Origin of the sequence: Pseudonocardia sp. EV170527-09, assembly GCF_008369905.1 — a bacterium.
Classification (GTDB): Bacteria; Actinomycetota; Actinomycetes; order Mycobacteriales; family Pseudonocardiaceae; genus Pseudonocardia.
Window position 1 is genome coordinate 1 of sequence record NZ_VRMC01000049.1, and the last position, 18364, is coordinate 18364.

General features: G+C 73.0%; 21 protein-coding genes and 3 tRNA genes. 12 read left to right on the forward strand and 12 right to left on the reverse strand.

Translation table 11 applies throughout. From position 1 onward, the window contains the following. On the forward strand, positions 1 to 170 hold a 170-nt coding region (locus FVA95_RS16410; RefSeq protein ID WP_149665004.1), incomplete at its 5' end, for an integrase core domain-containing protein. A gap of 95 nt (positions 171 to 265) precedes the next feature. After that, positions 266 to 1144 carry a tyrosine-type recombinase/integrase gene (locus FVA95_RS16415; protein ID WP_240051543.1) on the forward strand — a complete coding sequence of 293 codons (879 nt, stop codon included), beginning with the start codon at positions 266 to 268 and terminating at the stop codon, positions 1142 to 1144. A 79-nt stretch (positions 1145 to 1223) separates the two neighbouring features. On the opposite strand, the gene FVA95_RS16420 is transcribed toward FVA95_RS16415, so the two are convergent. From FVA95_RS16420 to FVA95_RS16440, 5 genes are all read right to left on the reverse strand, one after another. Beyond that, positions 1224 to 1297: transfer RNA gene (locus tag FVA95_RS16420), tRNA-Phe, on the reverse strand. A 36-nt stretch (positions 1298 to 1333) separates the two neighbouring features. Further along, positions 1334 to 1407 (reverse strand) — tRNA-Asp (locus FVA95_RS16425). A gap of 40 nt (positions 1408 to 1447) precedes the next feature. Then, a tRNA-Glu gene (locus FVA95_RS16430) sits at positions 1448 to 1520 on the reverse strand. A 120-nt stretch (positions 1521 to 1640) separates the two neighbouring features. Next, the gene (locus FVA95_RS16435) at positions 1641 to 1859 is read right to left on the reverse strand and encodes a hypothetical protein (RefSeq protein ID WP_020622469.1); all 219 of its coding nucleotides are present in this window, start codon (positions 1857 to 1859) and stop codon (positions 1641 to 1643) included. 186 nt (positions 1860 to 2045) lie between these two features. Then, entirely contained in the window at positions 2046 to 3341 is a 1296-nt protein-coding gene (locus FVA95_RS16440; RefSeq protein ID WP_149665006.1) for a GDSL-type esterase/lipase family protein, read from the reverse strand. Positions 3342 to 3598: 257 nt separating this feature from the next. Between FVA95_RS16440 and FVA95_RS16445 the strand changes: the two genes are divergently transcribed. From FVA95_RS16445 to FVA95_RS16480, 8 genes are all read left to right on the forward strand, one after another. Then, positions 3599 to 5488, forward strand: coding sequence for a propionyl-CoA synthetase (locus FVA95_RS16445; protein WP_149665007.1), 1890 nt, complete (start codon positions 3599 to 3601; stop codon positions 5486 to 5488). Positions 5489 to 5636: 148 nt separating this feature from the next. Further along, entirely contained in the window at positions 5637 to 5894 is a 258-nt protein-coding gene (locus FVA95_RS16450; protein WP_149665008.1) for a hypothetical protein, read from the forward strand. Positions 5895 to 5989: 95 nt separating this feature from the next. Further along, positions 5990 to 6181 carry a ferredoxin gene (locus FVA95_RS16455; protein ID WP_043276655.1) on the forward strand — a complete coding sequence of 64 codons (192 nt, stop codon included), beginning with the start codon at positions 5990 to 5992 and terminating at the stop codon, positions 6179 to 6181. A gap of 200 nt (positions 6182 to 6381) precedes the next feature. After that, the gene (locus FVA95_RS16460) at positions 6382 to 8007 is read left to right on the forward strand and encodes a long-chain-fatty-acid--CoA ligase (protein WP_149665009.1); all 1626 of its coding nucleotides are present in this window, start codon (positions 6382 to 6384) and stop codon (positions 8005 to 8007) included. A gap of 25 nt (positions 8008 to 8032) precedes the next feature. Further along, positions 8033 to 9217 carry an MFS transporter gene (locus FVA95_RS16465; protein ID WP_240051544.1) on the forward strand — a complete coding sequence of 395 codons (1185 nt, stop codon included), beginning with the start codon at positions 8033 to 8035 and terminating at the stop codon, positions 9215 to 9217. A 76-nt stretch (positions 9218 to 9293) separates the two neighbouring features. Further along, a complete protein-coding gene (locus tag FVA95_RS16470) occupies positions 9294 to 10265 on the forward strand; it encodes a daunorubicin resistance protein DrrA family ABC transporter ATP-binding protein (protein ID WP_020622752.1) in 972 nt (323 codons plus the stop codon). Next, positions 10262 to 11080 carry an ABC transporter permease gene (locus tag FVA95_RS16475; RefSeq protein WP_369804802.1) on the forward strand — a complete coding sequence of 273 codons (819 nt, stop codon included), beginning with the start codon at positions 10262 to 10264 and terminating at the stop codon, positions 11078 to 11080. The genes FVA95_RS16470 and FVA95_RS16475 overlap by 4 nt, the downstream gene beginning before the upstream one ends. A gap of 67 nt (positions 11081 to 11147) precedes the next feature. Beyond that, entirely contained in the window at positions 11148 to 11534 is a 387-nt protein-coding gene (locus FVA95_RS16480; protein WP_149665011.1) for a DUF1304 domain-containing protein, read from the forward strand. 135 nt (positions 11535 to 11669) lie between these two features. Here the strand turns inward: FVA95_RS16480 and FVA95_RS16485 are convergent, their stop codons facing one another. From FVA95_RS16485 to FVA95_RS16495, 3 genes are all read right to left on the reverse strand, one after another. Beyond that, a complete protein-coding gene (locus FVA95_RS16485) occupies positions 11670 to 12692 on the reverse strand; it encodes an MmpS family transport accessory protein (protein WP_149665012.1) in 1023 nt (340 codons plus the stop codon). Between the two features lie 105 nt (positions 12693 to 12797). Continuing rightward, positions 12798 to 13628, reverse strand: a complete 831-nt coding sequence (locus FVA95_RS16490; RefSeq protein WP_193564367.1) for a DUF72 domain-containing protein — start codon at positions 13626 to 13628, stop codon at positions 12798 to 12800. Beyond that, complete coding sequence (locus FVA95_RS16495) at positions 13625 to 14389, reverse strand: alpha/beta fold hydrolase (protein WP_149665013.1); 765 nt, start codon at positions 14387 to 14389, stop codon at positions 13625 to 13627. The genes FVA95_RS16490 and FVA95_RS16495 overlap by 4 nt, the downstream gene beginning before the upstream one ends. A gap of 88 nt (positions 14390 to 14477) precedes the next feature. Between FVA95_RS16495 and FVA95_RS16500 the strand changes: the two genes are divergently transcribed. Further along, positions 14478 to 15308, forward strand: coding sequence for a serine hydrolase (locus FVA95_RS16500; RefSeq protein WP_149665014.1), 831 nt, complete (start codon positions 14478 to 14480; stop codon positions 15306 to 15308). Between the two features lie 7 nt (positions 15309 to 15315). On the opposite strand, the gene FVA95_RS16505 is transcribed toward FVA95_RS16500, so the two are convergent. From FVA95_RS16505 to FVA95_RS16520, 4 genes are read right to left on the reverse strand one after another with little or no spacing between them, the layout of a single operon-like run. Next, positions 15316 to 15564: a hypothetical protein gene (locus FVA95_RS16505; protein WP_149665015.1), complete on the reverse strand. Its 249-nt coding sequence runs from the start codon at positions 15562 to 15564 to the stop codon at positions 15316 to 15318. After that, positions 15561 to 15785, reverse strand: a complete 225-nt coding sequence (locus tag FVA95_RS16510; RefSeq protein WP_149665016.1) for a non-oxidative hydroxyarylic acid decarboxylases subunit D — start codon at positions 15783 to 15785, stop codon at positions 15561 to 15563. Before FVA95_RS16510 ends, FVA95_RS16505 begins: the two co-directional genes overlap by 4 nt. Continuing rightward, positions 15785 to 17218 (reverse strand): non-oxidative hydroxyarylic acid decarboxylases subunit C, encoded by a 1434-nt coding sequence (locus FVA95_RS16515; protein WP_149665017.1) that lies wholly within the window; start codon positions 17216 to 17218, stop codon positions 15785 to 15787. Before FVA95_RS16515 ends, FVA95_RS16510 begins: the two co-directional genes overlap by 1 nt. Continuing rightward, a complete protein-coding gene (locus tag FVA95_RS16520) occupies positions 17218 to 17799 on the reverse strand; it encodes a UbiX family flavin prenyltransferase (protein ID WP_020622621.1) in 582 nt (193 codons plus the stop codon). Before FVA95_RS16520 ends, FVA95_RS16515 begins: the two co-directional genes overlap by 1 nt. Positions 17800 to 17858: 59 nt before the next feature. Here FVA95_RS16520 and FVA95_RS16525 point away from each other — a divergent pair, with 59 nt between their 5' ends. Next, complete coding sequence (locus tag FVA95_RS16525; RefSeq protein WP_149665018.1) at positions 17859 to 18332, forward strand: MarR family winged helix-turn-helix transcriptional regulator; 474 nt, start codon at positions 17859 to 17861, stop codon at positions 18330 to 18332. Positions 18333 to 18364 lie beyond the last annotated feature (32 nt).

Sequence of the window (18364 nt, forward strand, 5' to 3'; positions counted from 1 at the left end):
GGACCCTGGCCGACGGCTGGGCCTACGCCCGACTCTATGAGTCGACCCGCCAACGCAACGACGCCCTACCCGGCTGGCTGCACTTCTACAATCACCACCGCGCTCACTCCGCCATCGGCGGCCAGCCACCAGTCACCAGGCTGACCAACCTCCCTGGACATCACAACTAGGCAAACACCGACTCGACAGGGTGGGGCCCGAACACTTCGAGCGTCTGTATTCCAAGATGACGTCTGCCGGGGCACGCCCGGCGACGGCGCACCAAGTGCACCGAACCGCCCGGACGGCATTCGGCGAGGCGTACAAGCGTGGGAACATCGGCCGAAATCCTGTCGCCCTGGCAAAGGCGCCTCGCCTCGACGAGGAGGAGATCGAACCGTTCGAGGTCGAAGAGATCCGCCGCCTGATCGCGACGGCGCTCACCCGCCGCAACGGCGTCCGCTACGTCCTGGCCCTCGCGCTCGGCACCCGCCAGGGCGAGACGATCGGACTCCGGTGGGAGCGGTACTCGGCGTCAACCCGTTTCCTCCGGATCGTGCGGCAGCTCCAGCGGCAGACCTGGCAGCACGGCTGTTCCGACCCGCATTCTTGCGGCGAGCGCTACCACAAGCGCGAGCAGTGCCGGGCGGACTGCAAGCGGCACACCAGGGCGTGTCCACCGCCTTGCCCGGCCGACTGCACGAGCCACGCCCGGTGGTGCCCGCAGCGCCACGGCGGCGGACTGGTCGAGACGGAGGTGAAGTCCCGTGCCGGACGTCGCGGGATCGTCCTGCCCGAACAGCTCGCCGAGCTGGTCGAACGACACCGCATCGCCCAGGACGCCGAACGGGAACGGGCGGGGTCGATCTGGGAGTACGGCGGCTGGATGTTCGCCCAGGAGAACGGCCGACCGATCGGCCCGACGATGGACCGCGAGCAGTGGCTACAGCTGCTCAACGACGCCGGGGTTCGTGCGGCCCGGCTGCACGACGCCCGTCACACGGCCGCAACGGTGCTGCTGCTGCTCGGCGTCCCCGAGCGTGTCGTGATGGACGTGATGGGCTGGTCGAATACTGCGATGGCGAAGCGCTACCAGCACGTGACAGCGGTGCTCCGGCAGGACGTCGCCCTACGGCTGGACGAGTTCCTGCGAGGAGGCGATTGAGACCAGATTTGAGACCACAGTGACCCTGACAGGGTTACCCATCGGGCTTCGGAGCGGCTCCGCCGCTGGTCAGAAGGTGTGGCCAGGGGCGGGGTCGAACCGCCGACCTTCCGCTTTTCAGGCGGACGCTCGTACCAACTGAGCTACCTGGCCCCGGCCTCCGGAACACCGGAGATCCAGAGAGTGGAGCGACCCAGACGGGACTCGAACCCGCGACCTTCGCCGTGACAGGGCGACGCGCTAACCAACTGCGCCACTGGGCCTTGCTCTTGCGAGAGGCATCGTATCCGACACCTCTCCCGGTACCCCCAACGGGATTCGAACCCGCGCTGCCGCCTTGAAAGGGCGGAGTCCTAGGCCGCTAGACGATGGGGGCTGGGACCAGGCCCGTGGGCCTCGACCTTCCCTCAACGGCTGTCCGTTGGGAGTGAGGAAACCTTACGACACCGGTCCGGGGGACCCTGCAACCACCCCCCGGTTCCGGCGTCGCCGCAGGTCAGCGAGCCACGGGTGGCGGCTGTTCCGGGTTGCCGGAGATCAGCCCCAGCATGTCGAGCAGCTCGCGCAGGTCCTCGGAGTCGTCGGAGTTCCGTGCGACGACGAGCCGGGCGCGCTGCACCTGCTCGTCGGACACCTTGAAGGCGTCGGCCGCGTTCCGCGGCGCCGGAATGGAACTGGTGTCGTCGTCGATGCCGCGCTTCGCGCCGATGGTCACGAGGCCTCCCCGTAGGCCGCCAGGACCTGCTCCGGGCACGTCCGGTGGGGCGCGCCGCGAGCCGGTGTCCGTCGGTACCGCCACGTGCTGTGGCTGTGACCAAGACGTTACCCATCGTGTGTGGACCCTGCACGCCCCTTCCCGGGTGACGGCCGGTCACGCGGAGCTGCGGAGGGCGGGTGCGTCTCAGCGATCCCGGGAGGTCCGGCAGGGGCTGCCGGACAGCTCCCCGACCGGCACGGATGCCGCCAGCGCCCGGTACCCGGCGGGCGACGGGTGGAGCCCGTCGCCGGAGTCCAGGTCGGGACGGAGCCGGAGCGGGTCACCCGGGTCACCCAGTGCGGCGGCCGCGTCGATCACTCCGTCGGCCCAGCGACGGCCGTCCGAACGGAGCCAGTCGTTGACCTCGTCCCGGGCCGCGACGGCCGACGGTGCGGCGCGACCGCCGCTGGCCGACGGCGGGATGGTGGTGAGGAACACGCGCAGACCCGCGGCCCGGGCCCGCTGGGCGAACTCCTGCATCCCGGCGACGAGGTCGCCGCCGGCCGCGCCTGCGGCGAGGTCGTTGGTCCCGACGAGCAGCACCACGTCGCGTACGCCGGGGACGGCGGCCACGTCGTCGTCCCATCGGGTCGACGGCGCGTCGCCGCCGGCCGGCGGGTCGTCCTGCAGCAGCTGGTTGCGCGACAGTCCCGCGTTCAGCACGGTCATCGGCCGGTCGCCGCCCACCGCCGACAGCCGGGCGGCGAGCTGGTCGGGGAAGCGGTCGTCGCCACCGGGGGTGGAACCCACGCCGTCGACGAGGGAGTCCCCGATCACGAGGACGGCGCCGTCCGGACGGGGCGCCAGGACCTCCAGCCCGGTCAGCACCGGCCAGGACTGCAGGGTCGTGTCGAAGCCCGCCGCGTCCGGGGCCGCGGTGCGGTCCCCCGGCCCGGACAGCCAGGCGGTGCGCATCGCGACCGGGTGCGAGCCGATCGTGCGCGGCACCTCGGCGAGGAACAGGCTCACCGTCAGCGGCACGCCCGCCGCGGCGGCCACCGGCGCGGGGTCGGTCAGCACCTCGGCGCCCGCCGGGATGTCGGCCACGGGCGCGCCGCCGACGGTCAGCGGGACCGGCCGGGTCACCGCGGCACCCGAGCCGGTGGTGCCGACGGTCATCGCCGCGATCCGCAGTGGCCCGTCGCCGTGCCGGTTGGACAGCCGCAGCCGCAGCTGCTCCCCCGCGGCGCCGGGCCGCACCACCATCCGCAGCGTCCGACCGGCGAGGCTGTCGCCCGGGACGGCCTGCTGCGCGGCGTGCCAGGCGGCGGTCCAGCCGGGCGTGCACGTCGTCGCCGCGGCGGCGGCCGGGACGACCGACGGGACCGGACCGCAGCCCACGACGACGAGTCCGGCGAGCAGTGTCCCGAGCACCGCCGCGCCGGCGGGCCCGCGCCGCGCACGCCACCGGACCGCACCGTCGTCGGGCCGCACCGGCACCGCCTCTCCTCCACGCGCCCCGCCCGCGGACCGGACGGGTGCCCCACGCGCTGTGTCGAGCCGTCACCCGATCACGTTACGGATCCGTCCGGTCACACTGCGACGATCGGCGCTCCGTGGTCGGCGAACGGCCTCCCCCTCGGGATCGGTCCTGCCGGGCGAGGGCTGCGCACTGTCGGTGCCCCGTCCTAGGGTCGTCGGCGACACGAGGGGCGGCCACCGTGGGCCGCCGGGATCGCCAGGGGAAGAGGACGACGGTGACCGCCTACGAGGAGATCTTCCGTTCCAGCGTGGACGACCGTGAGGGCTTCTGGCTCCGCGCGGCCGACGGGATCGACTGGGACGTCGCCCCGACCCGCGCGCTCGACGCGTCGAACCCGCCGTTCTACCGCTGGTTCCCCGGCGGGGAGCTGAACGTCGCGTACAACGCGCTCGACCGGCACGTCGACGCCGGGAACGGCGACCGCACCGCACTGGTGTACGACTCACCGGTCACCGGGTCGCGGCGCACCTACACCTACGCGGAGCTGCGCGACGAGGTCGCGCTGTTCGCGGGCGTGCTGCGCGACCAGGGCGTCGGCCACGGCGACCGGGTCGTCGTCTACATGCCGATGGTCCCCGAGGCCGCGATCGCGATGCTCGCCTGCGCCCGCCTCGGCGCCGTCCACTCGGTGGTCTTCGGCGGGTTCGCCGCCAAGGAGCTCGCGGTCCGGATCGACGACGCCGGACCCAAGGTCGTCGTCTCGGCGTCCTGCGGCATCGAGGGCAAGCGCGTCATCGAGTACAAGCCGCTGCTCGACCGGGCGATCGAGCTGTCGGAGCGCAAGCCCGCGTCCACGGTGATCCTGCAGCGCGAGCAGGCCACCGCGCAGCTGGGCCCGACCGACGTCGACTGGGCCGAGGCCGTCGCCCGCGCCACGCCGGCCGACCCGGTCCCGGTGCAGGCCACCGACCCGCTCTACGTGCTCTACACCTCCGGCACCACCGGCAAGCCGAAGGGCGTGGTGCGCGACTCCGGCGGCTACGCCGTCGCCCTGGCCTGGTCGATGCCCAACATCTACGACGTCGGCCCCGGCGAGACGATCTTCACCGCGTCCGACGTCGGCTGGGTCGTCGGCCACTCCTACATCGTCTACGCGCCGCTGCTGGCCGGGGCGACGACCGTGCTCTACGAGGGCAAGCCGGTCGGCACGCCGGACGCCGGCCAGTTCTGGCGGGTCGTCCAGGAGAACAGGGTGAAGTCGGTCTTCACCGCGCCCACGGCGTTCCGGGCGATCAAGAAGGAGGACCCGAAGGGCGAGTTCCTCGCGCAGTACGACGTCTCGTCGCTGACGTACCTCTTCCTCGCCGGTGAGCGCCTCGACCCCGAGACGCATCGCTGGGCCTCGGACCTGCTCGGCATCCCCGTCATCGACCACTGGTGGCAGACCGAGACCGGCTGGCCGATCGCGGCCAACCCGGCGGGCATCGAGCTGCTGGAGATCAAGCCCGGCTCGCCGACCCGTGCCATGCCCGGCTGGGACGTCCGGGTCCTCGACGAGCGGGGCAACCGGGTCGAGCCCGGTGTCGACGGCGCGATCGTGGCCAAGCTGCCGCTGCCGCCCGGCGCCTTCCCGACCCTGTGGAACGACGACGAGCGCTACGTCAGCTCCTACATGTCGGCGTTCGAGGGCTACTACCTCACCGGCGACGGCGGCCACCTCGACGCGGACGGCTACGTCTTCGTCATGGGCCGCACCGACGACGTCATCAACGTCGCGGGCCACCGCCTGTCCACCGGCGGGATGGAGGAGGTCCTGGCCTCGCACCCGGACGTCGCGGAGTGCGCGGTGATCGGCGTCGCGGACACCATGAAGGGGCAGATCCCGCGCGGGTTCGTGGTGCTGAAGTCCGGCGTCGACAGCGACGCGGAGGGCTACGAGGACGGGCTGCGCGCCGAGCTCGTGCAGATGGTGCGCGACCAGATCGGCGCGGTCGCCTCGCTCAAGGACGTCGCGATCGTCCCCGCCCTGCCCAAGACCCGTTCCGGCAAGATCCTCCGCAAGACGATGCGCGGGATCGCCGACGGCGTCGAGGAGCCGGTGCCCTCCACCATCGACGACGCGTCGGTGCTGGACACGCTGCGTCCGGTGCTGCGCAGGGAGTGAGCGCCCTCCATCGGGTGGTCCGGAGGCGTTCCGCTTGACCCGGATCACCCGATGGCGGTAACGGCGGGCGGCCACGTCCCGATGGTTGGTCGACGGCCGCTGCCGCTCCCCGGCATCCTTCCGCGCGGTCGTCGACGTGGAGGTGTGCGTGGACTCGGCGCGACTGCGACTCGCGGCACTGGCCGCCCCGGTGGCGCTCGGTGTCGTGCTCGGTGTGGCCGCGATGCTCGAACCCGACGACGTGCGCATGTCGTCGGTCGGCAGCATCCCGGTGACCACCCGGGCGACGACCGCCCTCCTCACCGGGGTACCGCACACCACCCCGCCGCCGACGCCCGTGCAGGCCCGCGCGAACCTCGCTCCGCAGCCGTTGCCGACCGCCGCCCGGACTGGCGACAGCCGCTGACCTGCAGCCCTCCCGATCGAGGAAGGGAAGCATAACCGCAGTTCAGGGGGCCCTCAGTCCTGCGGCGTCGACCCGACGGGGGCACCATGTGTGCCATGAAGGTCATCGTGGATTTCGACCGCTGCGAGAGCAACGCGGTCTGCATGGGTGTCGCGCCGGAGGTCTTCGAGGTGCGTGACGACGACTACCTCTACATCCTCGACGAGAACCCGGCCGAGGCGCTGCGGCCGAAGGTCGAGGAGGCAGCACGGAGCTGCCCGAAGGCCGCCATCACGATCGAGGACTGAGCCCCGGCGGTCGAGGGGCGAAGCAGCGGCACTGAGCCCCGGCGGTCGAGGGGCGAAGCAACAGCACCGAGCCCCCGCGGTCGAGGGACGAAGCAACAGCGCGCCCCCGGCGGTCGGCGGGCGGAGCAGCAGGTTGCCGGGCACTCCCCGCGGCGAGCAGGATCGCGGCGACGAGTGCACCGCCTGCGAAGGAGCCGACCGTGACACAGGGCGCGACGACCGACGTCTGGACCACCCCGCTCACCCCGCTGGCCTTCCTGGGCCGCTCGGCGGAGGTGTTCGCGGAGTCCACGGCGATCGTCCACGGCGACCGCAGGTACACCTACGCCGAGTTCGCGGCGGAGGCGACCCGGGTGGCGAACGCACTCGCCGCGTCGGGCGTCGAACCCGGTGACCGGGTCGCCTACCTGCTGCCGAACGTCCCGGAGATGCTCGTCGCGCACTTCGCGGTTCCGCTCGCGGGCGCGGTCCTGGTCGCGATCAACACGCGCCTGTCGACCGAGGAGGTCCGCTACATCCTGGACCACTCGGCGGCCACGGTGCTGGTCGTCGACGCTGTCCTGTACGAGACGGTCCGCCCGGTCGCCGACGAGCTGGCGACGGTCCGCGAGATCGTCACCGTCGTCGACCCGGCGGCGCCCGGCGACGGCGTCGGCTCCGGTCTGGGCTACGCCGACCTGCTCGCCCGCGGTTCGGACGCCCCGCGGCCGTGGGCCGTCGACGACGAGCGCGCCACCATCACGATCAACTACACCTCGGGGACGACCGGCCACCCGAAGGGCGTCGAGTACCACCACCGCGGTGCGTACCTGAACTCCTTCGGCGAGATCGTCCACTCCGGGCACAGCGCGGACAGCGTCTACCTGTGGACGCTGCCGATGTTCCACTGCAACGGCTGGTGCACCCCGTGGGCGGTGACGGCGGTCGGTGGCACCCACGTCTGCCTGCGCGAGGTCCGCGGCGACACCATCTGGCGGCTGATCGGCGAGCACGGCGTCACCCACCTCAACGGCGCCCCGACCGTCGTCACGACGATCATGAACGCGCCCGAGGCCGTCCCCCTGGACTACCAGCTGGTGATCACCACGGCCGGGGCGCCGCCGTCGCCGACGACGATCCTGCAGATGGAGCGGATGGGGTTCCGGATCGTGCACGTGTACGGGCTCACCGAGACCTACGGGCCGTACGCGGTGAACCAGTACCAGCACGCCTGGGACGACCTCGACGGCGAGGAGCGGGCCCGGCTGCAGGCCCGCCAGGGCGTCGGCATGGTGTGCGCGGACCGGGTGCGGGTGGTCGACGAGCAGATGGCCGACGTCCCCCGCGACGGCGCCACGATGGGCGAGATCGTGATGCGCGGCAACAACGTCATGAAGGGCTACCACCGCGACGAGGAGAAGACCGCGGAGGCGTTCCGGGGCGGCTGGTTCCACTCCGGGGACCTGGGGGTCGTGCACCCCGACGGGTACGTCGAGCTGCGTGACCGGGCCAAGGACGTCGTGATCTCCGGTGGGGAGAACATCTCCACCGTCGAGGTCGAGCAGGCGATCGTGTCGCACGACGCCGTGCTGGAGGCCGCCGTCGTCGGGGTGCCGGACGAGAAGTGGGGCGAGGTCTGCAAGGGCTTCGCCGTGCTCAGCGCAGGCCGTTCGGCCGAGCCGCAGGAGCTCATCGACCACGTCAAGACGACGATAGCCCGCTACAAGGCGCCGAAGTACGTCGAGATCGTCGACGAGCTGCCCAAGACCTCCACCGGCAAGGTCCAGAAGTTCGAGCTGCGCGAGAAGGAGTGGGCAGGTCGCGGGAACTCCCGCATCCAGGGATGACGCATATCGGTTAGCGTTGCTGAACGTGAGCATCGCAACCGAAACGGGCACGACGGACACCGCGGCACCGTCCGCCCTCCGCGTCGCCACCGGCGCGGTGATCGTGACGACGGCGTCGGTGCTGCCGGTGTTCCTCACCGGTGCCCTGGCGGTGCAGCTGTCGCGCGACCTGGCCTTCGACCCGTCCGGGCTGGGGCTGGTCGTCGCGCTGTACTTCGGGGTCAGTGCGCTGTGTTCGCTGCCGGTCGGGATGGTCGTCGAGCGGGCCGGGTCGCGGGTGACCAGCCGGGTCGCCGTCGTCGGGGCGGCGGTGCTGATGGCGGCCCTGGCACTGGGCGCGCGGTCCTACGTCGCGCTCGTCGTGCTGCTGCTCTGCGGCGCCTGGTGCAACGTGATGGGCCAGCTGTCGTCGAACCTGACGCTCGCGCGCTCGGTGCCCGCGCACCGGATGGGGCTGTCGTTCGGGGTGAAGCAGGCCGCGATCCCGGCGGCGACGCTGCTGGCCGGGCTGGCCGTCCCCGCGGTGGCACTGACCGTGGGCTGGCGCTGGGCCTACGGGATCGGCGCCCTGCTGGCCCTCGCCGCGCTGTTCGCCTGCCCGCGGGCCGACGCCCGGCCGCCGGCCCGCGCCGCGAAGGGTGACCGGGCGACGGGCGCGCTCGCGGTGATCGGCGCGGCCTCCGGGCTGGCCGCCGGGACCGCGACGGCGCTCGGCATCTTCCTGGTCGCGTCGGCGGTGGACCGTGGGATCGACCCCGGTCTCGCCGGGCTGGTGCTGACCCTCGGCAGCGTCGTGGGCCTGTCGGCGCGGTTGCTGCACGGGTGGCTGGCGGACCGTCGCACCGGTGGCCACGTGGCCGTGGTGGCGGCGAGTCTGGCGTCCGGCGCGGCCGGTTTCGTGCTGCTCGCCGTCCCGGGGACGCCCGCGCTGGTCGTCGGCGTGGTGCTGGCGTTCGGGCTCGGGTGGGCGTGGCCGGGTCTGCTGCAGTTCGCCGTCGTGCGGCTCAACCCGTCCGCCCCGGCTGCGGCGACGTCGATCGTGCAGGTCGGCGTCTACGCCGGCGGCTTCGCCGGACCGATCGTCTTCGGCTCGCTCGCCACCCACGCCGGCTTCCCGACCGCGTGGACGGTCAACGCCGTCGTGATGCTGGTGTCGGCGGCGTTGATGCTGGTCGGGCGTCGGATGCTGGTCGCGCACGTGCGGCGCTGACCGGAAACAGGGCCGAATCTGTCAGGGTCGTGGTGCACAGTGGCGTCCGCTCACGTCGTTCGAGGGGGACTTCACGATGCCGGACGCGATCCGCGCCACGGGACTGGTCAAGACCTACGGGTCGTTGCGGGCACTCGACGGGGTGGACCTGTCGGTGCCGGAGGGGACCGTGCTCGGCCTGCTGGGCCCGAACGGCGCCGGGAAGACCACGGTCGTCCGGGTGCTGACCACACTGCTGACACCGGACGCGGGCACGGCCACCGTCGCCGGTGTCGACGTGCTGGCCGACCCCGCCGCGGTGCGCAGCCGGATCGGCCTGTCCGGGCAGTACGCCGCGGTCGACGAGTACCTGACCGGTTTCGAGAACCTGGAGATGGTCGGGCGGCTCTACCACCTGGGGCGCCGCCGGGCCCGGGACCGTGCCCGTGAGCTGCTGGCGGACTTCGGCCTGACCGACGCCGCGGACCGACCTGCCCGCACCTACTCCGGCGGGATGCGACGCCGGCTGGACCTGGCCGGGGCGCTCGTCGCCGACCCGCCGGTGCTGCTGCTCGACGAGCCGACCACCGGGCTGGACCCGCGCAGCCGCAACGACCTGTGGGACGTGATCCGCGGGCTCGTCGCACGCGGGACGACGCTGCTGCTCACCACCCAGTACCTGGAGGAGGCCGATGCGCTGGCCGACGAGATCGTGGTCATCGACCACGGCCGGGTCATCGCCCGCGGCACCGCGGACCAGCTGAAGTCCCAGGTCGGCGGGGAGCGGCTCGAGGTGACCGTCAGCGCGGCCGCGGACCTCGACGCGACCGCCGCGCACCTGGCCCCGCTCGGCGTCGGCGAGGCGGTGCTCGACCGGCACCGCCGTTCGCTGACCATGCCGGTCAGCGGCGGGGTCGACGTGCTGCGCGCCGCGCTGGACCGGCTCGCCGACTCCGGCACCAAGGTCGACGACGCGGGGCTGCGCCGCCCGACGCTCGACGACGTCTTCCTCACCCTGACCGGGCGCCCCGCCGACGAGGCGGACCAGGCCGAGGAGCCGACCCCGTGAACGCCGCCGCCACCATGCTCGCCGACGCCTCCGTCGTCGCGAAGCGCAACCTGATCAAGATCAAGCGGGTCCCGGACCTGCTGGTCTTCACGACCCTGTCCCCGATCATGTTCGTGCTGCTGTTCGCCTACGTCTTCGGCGGCGCGATCGACCCGACCGGGGGCGGGGCCGGGTACCGCGAGTTCCTGATGGCCGGGATCTTCGCGCAGACCGTCATCTTCGGGGCCACGAACACCGGCGCCGGGCTCGCCGAGGACGTCAAGAAGGGCATCATCGAACGGTTCCGGTCGCTGCCGATGTCGTCGTCGGCGGTGTTGACCGGCCGGACGCTCTCCGACGTGGTGAACAACCTGATCGTGCTGGTGGTGATGTCGCTGACCGGGCTGCTGGTCGGGTGGCGGATCCACACCTCGGTCGGCGAGGCGCTCGCCGGGTTCGCCGTGCTGATCGTGTTCGCCTACGCCTTCTCCTGGGTGATGGCGTTCGTCGGGCTGCTCGTGCCGAGCCCGGAGGTGGTGAACAACGCGTCGTTCGTCGTGATCTTCCCGCTGACGTTCCTCGCGAACACCTTCGTGCCGCTGAACTCGCTGCCCGGCCCGCTACGGGTGTTCGCCGAGTGGAACCCGGTCTCGGCGGTGACCGCGGCCGCACGGTCCCTGTTCGGCAACGACGGCGCGATCCCGGCGTCCGCGTCCGTCTCGGACGCCTGGCCGCTGCAGCACCCGGTGCTCTACGTGCTGATCTGGTCGGTCGCGATCGTCGCGGTGTTCGCGCCGCTGGCGAGTTGGCAGTACCGGCGGGCCGCGAGCCGCTGACCCCGCTGCCACCGCGCCCACTACGGTCCTTCTGCGACGGAACGGCTCCGCCGCGGAGGGGGGCGTCGTGATCGTCGCCGGGCTGGTGCTGACCGGGATCGGGGCACTGATCCACGTCTACATCTTCGTGCTGGAGTCGCTGCTCTGGACCACCGAACGGGCCCGGGCGACCTTCGGTACGGACCGCGCGGAGGCGGAGCAGACCCGGGCACTGGCGTTCAACCAGGGCTTCTACAACCTGTTCCTCTCCGTCGCCGTGCTGCTCGGGACCGTGGTGTTCGCGACCGGCGCCCGCAGCGTCGGCTTGACGCTGGTGTTCACCGGGGCGGGCTCGATGGTCGCCGCCGGTCTGGTGCTGCTGCTGTCGGACCCGTCGAAGCGGCGACCGGCGTCGATCCAGCTGGGGCCGCCGCTGCTGGGCGTGCTGGCTCTGGCGTTGGGGCTGGCGGTCTGACCGGGGACACGGGGACGCCCTCCCCGGGCGTCCCCGGGGAGGGCCTCGTCGTCCGTCGGGACGCTCGTCGTGTGTGACCACTCCAGCGACTGCGGGAGCACGTCGCTGGGGAGCGTCCCGACGTACGTGTGGGGGTCAGCTGCCGTTGCAGCTCACGACCGCGTAGGGACCTGAGCTGGTCGAGGAGGTGATCTCCTCACCATTGCGCAGGATGCGGCAGGAGATCTCGCCGCTCCCGCCGGACCCGGACTGGGCCATCAACGACAGCGGCTGGAAGGTGAGGACACCCGCGTCGAAGGTGACGTCCTTGGTCCAGGGCAGCGAGGTCCCGTTGACCTGCTCCATGCCCATCGTGTCGTCCTTGACGTAGGTGATGTTCCCGGCGGTGCCGGAACCGCTGACCTCGTAGGTGATCACGTCACCACCGGTGGTCGCGGGCGCCGACGCGTCGGCGTCGGACTCCGGCGCGGACACGGCCGGGGCCGCGGTCGGCACGGTCGTCGGCAGGCCGGACACCGCGGCGGCGAACACCGAGGCGTAGAGGACGCAGACCACCAGCCCGATCGCCGAGAGCACCGTGCCCGCGATCGCGACCCCACGGTTGTCCGCCCGGCCCCGGCTCGCCCGGACGACACCGAGCACGCCGAACAGCAGACCCAGCAGCACCAGCGGCCAGGCGATCACCCCGATGAACGGGACGAAGGAGAAGAGCAGGCCGAGGATCCCGAGCACCAGCGCGGTGACGCCGAAGCCGTTGCGCGGCGCGACGGCCGGGACGGCGACGGCCGGGGCCCCGGTGCGCTGCTGCGGGACGGCGGCGCGCTGGGCCGCGCTCGGCCAGGGCTGGGCTCCGGCGGGCGCCTGCTGCTGCGGCATCCCGCCCGGGTTGGTGCGGCCGAAGGGCGGACCGCCGAAGGGGACGTCGGGGTTGCCGTCGTAGTACGGGTTCGGGTGCCCGCCGGAGTGCTGCGGCCGGGGCTGGTGGTGCGGCGCCCGGCCCTGCGGCGCGGCGCCGCGCGGGTCCTGCGCGTACTGCTGCCGGTGGTGGCCGGGGCCCTGGGGGCCCGGGTACTGCTGCGGGACGCGGTGCGGGCCGGACTGCTGCTGCGGCGGGCCGGAGAGGTCCGGGGTGCCGTGGCGGTTCTGCGGAGTGGTCACGTCACGGCTGTCGCGGCGACGGCGGCCCGCGTATCAGCTGGTCCGCTCTTATCAACAAATCTGAGGACAGGGCCGTTCAGCCGTGCGGGTACAGGACCGAACGGGTCAGCCGAGCCGGTCGAGCAGGGCCCGGGCATCGGTCGGTGCATGGACCTTCGCGTCGTTGTCGAAGTAGCAGACGACGTCGTGCCCGGCGTCGCGCCAGGCCCGGATGCGGGCGGCCCAGCAGTCGAGCGCTGCGGCGGTGTAGCCACCGGCGTAGAGCTCGCCCTGGCCGTGCAGCCGCAGGTAGACGAGATCGGCGGTGACCTCGTCGAACACCGGCCAGGTGCCCGCCGAGTCCGATTGCACCAGGGCGACGCCGTGCTCGCGCAGCAGCGCGGTGAACGCCGGGTCCCGGAACGACGGGTGTCGCGGCTCGACCGCGTGCCGCAGCGGGCGGTCGGCGTCGGTCTCGACGAGCGCCCGGCCGTCGAGTCGCTCGTCGTGTCCGGTCGCGGCCCGGGCGGCGGCCGTGGTGGTCGAGGGCAGCAGCTCCAGGAAGCGGGCCACCCGGTCGGCGTCGAAGCGCATGCGGGGCGGCAGCTGCCACAGCACCGGGCCCAGTGCGGGCCCCAGACCGAGCACCCCGGAGGCGAGGAAGTTCGCGACCGGCACCGCGACGTCGCGCAGCTGCTTCAGGTGCGTCACGAAGCGCGGGCCCTTCACCGCGAACACGAACCCGGCCGGGACCTGCTCGGCCCAGGCGCGGTAGTTCTCCGGGCGTTGCAGGGAGTAGAACGACCCGTTGATCTCGATCGAGGTGACCTTCCGGGACAGGTACTCCAGCTCCCGGCGCTGCACCAGCCCCGGCGGATAGAACGTGCCGCGCCACGGCGGGTAGCGCCACCCCGAGGTCCCGACCAGCACGGTGCCGGCCCGGGGCGTCCCGCTCACGTGCCACCGACCAGTCCGCGCAGCGCGGCGGCGGCCGCGACGGGGTGGGTCACCGGGCCGTCGTGGCCCCCGGGCAGCTCGACCAGGCCCCGCCCGATCCCGGCGGCCAGGGCTTCGGCGCACCGGTGCTCCCAGCGCCCGCGCGACTCGTAGCCGCCGGTGGGGATCACCCGCACCCCGCTGGCGGTGACGTCGGCCGGGTCGATCCGGGCGGCCCGCACGGCCGGGACGTCGTGGCGCAGGAAGCGGCGCAGTGCGGGCTGCGGGTCCCCCGACGGCGGCTCGGGCCGGTAGCCGGGCTCGACCGGGTCGTCGCCGGAGGTCAGCGCGGCCATCGTCCGGATCGCGGCGCCGATGTCGTCGCGGGCGACCAGGTCCTCGACCCGGTCCATGGCGGCCTCGAAGGCCGCGTCGCGGACCAGGCCGGGCAGCGGTGGCTCGTGCGCGACGAGCGTCGTGACCAGGCCCGGGTGCCGGACGGCGAGCAGCAGCCCGATCACCGCGCCGATGCTCACCCCCACGACGGCCGCGGGTCCGGTGCCCGCCAGCAGCCCGGCCGCGTCGTCGGCGTGCGCGGTCAGCGGGACCGGGACGTCGTCGTCGGCCGGGCTGCGCCCGATCCCGCGACGGTCGTAGGTGAGCACCCGGTGGGTCACGGCCAGCTCGTCGACGAGCATCCGTGCCGCGCCCGCCTCGGACGCGCCGCCCTGGATCAGCAGCAGCGGCGGTCCCGACCCGGTCACCTCGTGGTGCAGGGGCACGACGTCCTCCCGGGCCGGTCTCGGGGCGACTGGACGGCCGCCCGTTTGCCAGGATGGACGTCATGCGTACCCGACCGCACCTCGAGTCGTGACCGAGCTCGCCCCGGCGGTGCGCCGGGTCCTGGACTGGCCGGTCGACCACGTGGGCGCCGCCGTCGTCGCCGCGGACGGCACGGTGCTCGCCACCGCGGGCGACGTCGACCGCGAGTTCGCGCTGGCGTCGGTGACCAAGCTGCTCTCGGCCTACGCGGCGCTCGTCGCGGTCGAGGAGGGTGCCGTCGACTGGGACGACGCGGCCGGCCCGGAGGGTGCGACGGTGCGGCACCTGATCGCGCACACCTCGGGCCTGGCCTTCGACACCGACGAGGTCAAGGCCGCCCCCGGGGAGAAGCGGATCTACTCCAACACCGGTTTCGCCGTGCTCGCCGACGCCATCGCGGCCGCGACCGGCATCGGGTTCGCCGAGTACCTGCACGAGGCCGTCTGCACACCGCTCGGGATGGGGCACACCCGGCTGGAGGGGGCCGCCGGCTCCGGCGCCGTCTCGACCGTCGAGGACCTGACACGCTTCGCCGCCGAGCTGCAGGCCCCGCGGCTGCTGGACCCGCGGACCGTCGCCGAGGCGACCACTGTCGCGTACCCCGGTCTCGACGGGCTGCTGCCGGGCTACGGCCGCCAGCGACCGAACGACTGGGGCCTGGGCCTGGAGATCCGCGACGGCAAGTCCCCGCACTGGACCGGGGAGCACTCGTCGCCACGGACGTTCGGGCACTTCGGGCAGTCCGGCACGTTCCTGTGGGTCGACCCGGACGCGGGCGCCGCGGCCGTCGTCCTGACCGACCGGGACTTCGGGCCGTGGGCTATCGAGGCGTGGACGCCGTGGACGGACGGGGTGCTCGCAGCCCTCACGGCCGGCTGAGGGCCGGTCAGGGGTCGACCCGGTCGAAGCCCCAGGAGTGCGGCGGCCGGGCCAGCAGCTCGCCGGGCGGCTCGGGCAGCGTCGTCCCGGCCGGCACCCCGACCGCGATCACGACGACCCGCCCGCCGTCGGCGACGAACAGCTCGTGGCGCTCGGCACCGGCCAGCGCGACGGCGGCCCGCTCGCGCACGTGGTCGAGGAGCTCGTCGCGGCGGCCGTCGGCGGCGCGGGCCTCCCACATCAGCGTCGGGGTCACGTCCGGCGCGCCGGCACGGTCGGCACGTCGACCGCGGCGGCCACGTCGTCGGCGGTGACCCGGAACCGGTCCGGATAGTGCGCGACGTCGCGGACCGCAGGCGGCTCGGTGTCGCGCCAGACGAAGCCGCACAGCCCGCAGCGGTGCACGGTCCACACCCCGAGGACCGGGGAGGTCGCGAGCACGGCGGCGCCGTCGGTGGAACAGCGGGGGCAGGTCATCAGCGGTTCTCCTTCCGGTCGCCGGCGACGAGCCGGCCCAGACGCTCGACCCAGGCCGCGGTGTCGTCGGGCGGCACGACGCGCTGGGAGTAGTGCCCGCGGTCGTCCGGGGCGGTCGGCGTGGTGGCGTCGATGATCAGCTTGTGGGTGATGCCGGCCGGGTCGGAACCCGGGTCCAGCGGCAGCACCGGCATGTCGGGCAGGGTCACCAGGTCGTGCGCGGGGTGCATCTTGGTCGACAGCGCCCACATGACCTGGGGCAGGTCGAACGGGTCCACGGTGTCGTCGACGCAGATCACGACCTTGCAGTAGCCGAGGCCGTGCGGGGTGGTCATGGTCCGCATCCCGACGGCCTTGGCGAAGCCCCCGTAGCGGTTGCGGACCGAGACGATCGCGAGCAGCCCGTGGGTGTACATCGCGTTGACCGCGCGCACCTCGGGGAACTCGGCCTGCAGCTGCTTGAGCAACGGGACGCAGGTGTTGGGCCCGATGAGGTAGTCGCACTCGGTCCACGGCATGCCGATGTAGAGGTGCTCGAAGTAGGGCGTGGTCCGGTGGGACACCCGGTCGATGCGGATCTGCGGCATGCGCCGGCCGCCGGAGTAGTGCCCGGTGAACTCGCCGAACGGGCCCTCGAAGTGCCGCTCGCGCCCGAGGACGACGCCCTCCAGCAGGATCTCGCAGCCCCACGGGACGTCGAGCCCGGTCTCCGGGCCGGTGGCGATCGGGCAGGGCGAGCGGCGCAGGGCGCCCGCCATCTCGTACTCGCTGTCGGCGTAGGCGATCGGCATGCCCGCGACCAGCGGGATCGTCGGCTCGTTGCCGAGCGCGATCGCGACCGGCAGGTCCTCGCCGCGCTCCTCGGCGCGCCGCAGCTGCAGCGCGATGTCGTGCTGCGGGACGGGCTGCAGCCCGAGCGTGCGCGGTCCCTGGACCTCCATCCGGTAGATGCCCAGGTTCTGCTTGCCGAAGGAGTCCGGGTCGTCGGGGTCGCGGCTGACGACGGCGGCCTTGTCGATGTAGAAGCCGCCGTCGCCGGCGTTGATGCGGAACAGCGGCAGCAGCGCGAACAGGTCGACCGCCTCGCCGGCGACGGTGTTCTCCGCGAACGGCGGGTCGGCGCGCCGCTCGACCGGCACCGGGAAGGCGTCCCAGCGACGGCCGAACTCCTCGACCTGCTCACGCACCGGGGTCTCCGGCGGCAACCCGAGCGCGACGGCGTGGTTGGCCCAGGAGCCGTGCGCGTTGAGCACGATGTTCGGGTCGCGGAACCCGGCGACGTCGGTGAACAGCAGCGCAGGGGCTCGGTCGCCGAGCTTCGGTGCGGCGGCACCGGCGGCACCGAGGTCGGGCTCGGCCTTCACCTCGTCGTCGATGCGCAGGAGCTGGCCGTGCCGCTCGAGCTCGGCCAGGTAGTCGCGGAAGGTGTCCATCAGGCGCTCCTCCTCTGACGGGCGGACCCGCCGGTCCAGCGGCGGGCCCGCGGGGCGGGCAGGTCGAACTGGTCGCAGATGCGTGCGACGACGTGGTCGACGACGTCGTCCAGCCCGGCCGGGTGGTTGTAGAAGGCGGGCATCGGCGGGACGATCCGCACCCCGGTGCGGCGCAGGGCCAGCATGTTCTCGAGGTGGATCTCCGACAGCGGGGTCTCCCGCGGCACGAGGACCAGCTTCCGGTCCTCCTTGATCGTGACGTCGGCGGCGCGGGCGACGAGCCCGTCGGCGATCCCGTGCCGGATCTGCGCGAGCGTCTTCATCGAGCAGGGGACGACGACCATCCCGTCGGTCCGGAACGAGCCGGACGAGATCGACGCGGCCTGGTCCCCGAACGGATGCGCGGTCCCGGCCAGCGCCTCGACCTCGGGCACCGTCCAGCCGGTCTCCTCGACGATCGTCGCCCGCGCCCACCTGGAGAGCACGAGATGCGTGTCGACCTCGGCCTCGCGCAGCGCCTCCAGCAGACGGATCCCGAGGATCGCGCCGGTCGCGCCGGTGATCCCCACGACGAGTCGCACCGGGCCACCTCCCAACTAGTTCGTATACTAACTGTTTGAATACGAACTATACTTGTCGCATGATCGAGCGTAACCCGGGTGCCGACGAGGCGGTCGTGCACCTGCTCCGCCGGGTCCTGCAGTCCCACACCGCGGCCTGGCAGCAACGCGTCCCGCAGCTGACCAAGCCGCAGTACGCGATGCTCGACGCGCTGCGCCGACGGCCCGGGATCGACCAGGTCACGCTCGGGTCGCTCGCGGCGACCGACAAGGGCACCACCACCGAGCTGCTGCGCCGGATGGAGCGCAACGGCTGGCTGACCCGCACCCGGTCCGAGACCGACCAGCGACGTCGGCTGGTCCACCTCACCGACGAGGGTGAACGCCTGGCCACCGGGGCCGCGACCGAGGCCCGCGCGCTGGCCGCCGAGTTCCTCGCCCCGCTCGACGGGGCCGACCGGACCCGGCTGCGCGACCTGCTGGCCCGGCTCGCCGCAGCGGAGCCCGACGGGGACGGGGAGTCATCCGGGATTCCTCACCCGGGGCGGGAATGAACCGCGACCCCCGCCCGTTGCACCGACTGTCC

Bases quoted from the DNA above. Each gene is read 5' to 3' on its own strand.
- FVA95_RS16455 (WP_043276655.1), top strand. From the start codon at position 5,990: ATGAAGGTCATCGTGGATTTCGACCGCTGCGAGAGCAACGCGGTCTGC.
- FVA95_RS16470 (WP_020622752.1), top strand. From the start codon at position 9,294: ATGCCGGACGCGATCCGCGCCACGGGACTGGTCAAGACCTACGGGTCG.
- FVA95_RS16510 (WP_149665016.1), bottom strand. From the start codon at position 15,785: ATGACCTGCCCCCGCTGTTCCACCGACGGCGCCGCCGTGCTCGCGACC.
- FVA95_RS16515 (WP_149665017.1), bottom strand. From the start codon at position 17,218: ATGGACACCTTCCGCGACTACCTGGCCGAGCTCGAGCGGCACGGCCAG.
- FVA95_RS16525 (WP_149665018.1), top strand. From the start codon at position 17,859: ATGATCGAGCGTAACCCGGGTGCCGACGAGGCGGTCGTGCACCTGCTC.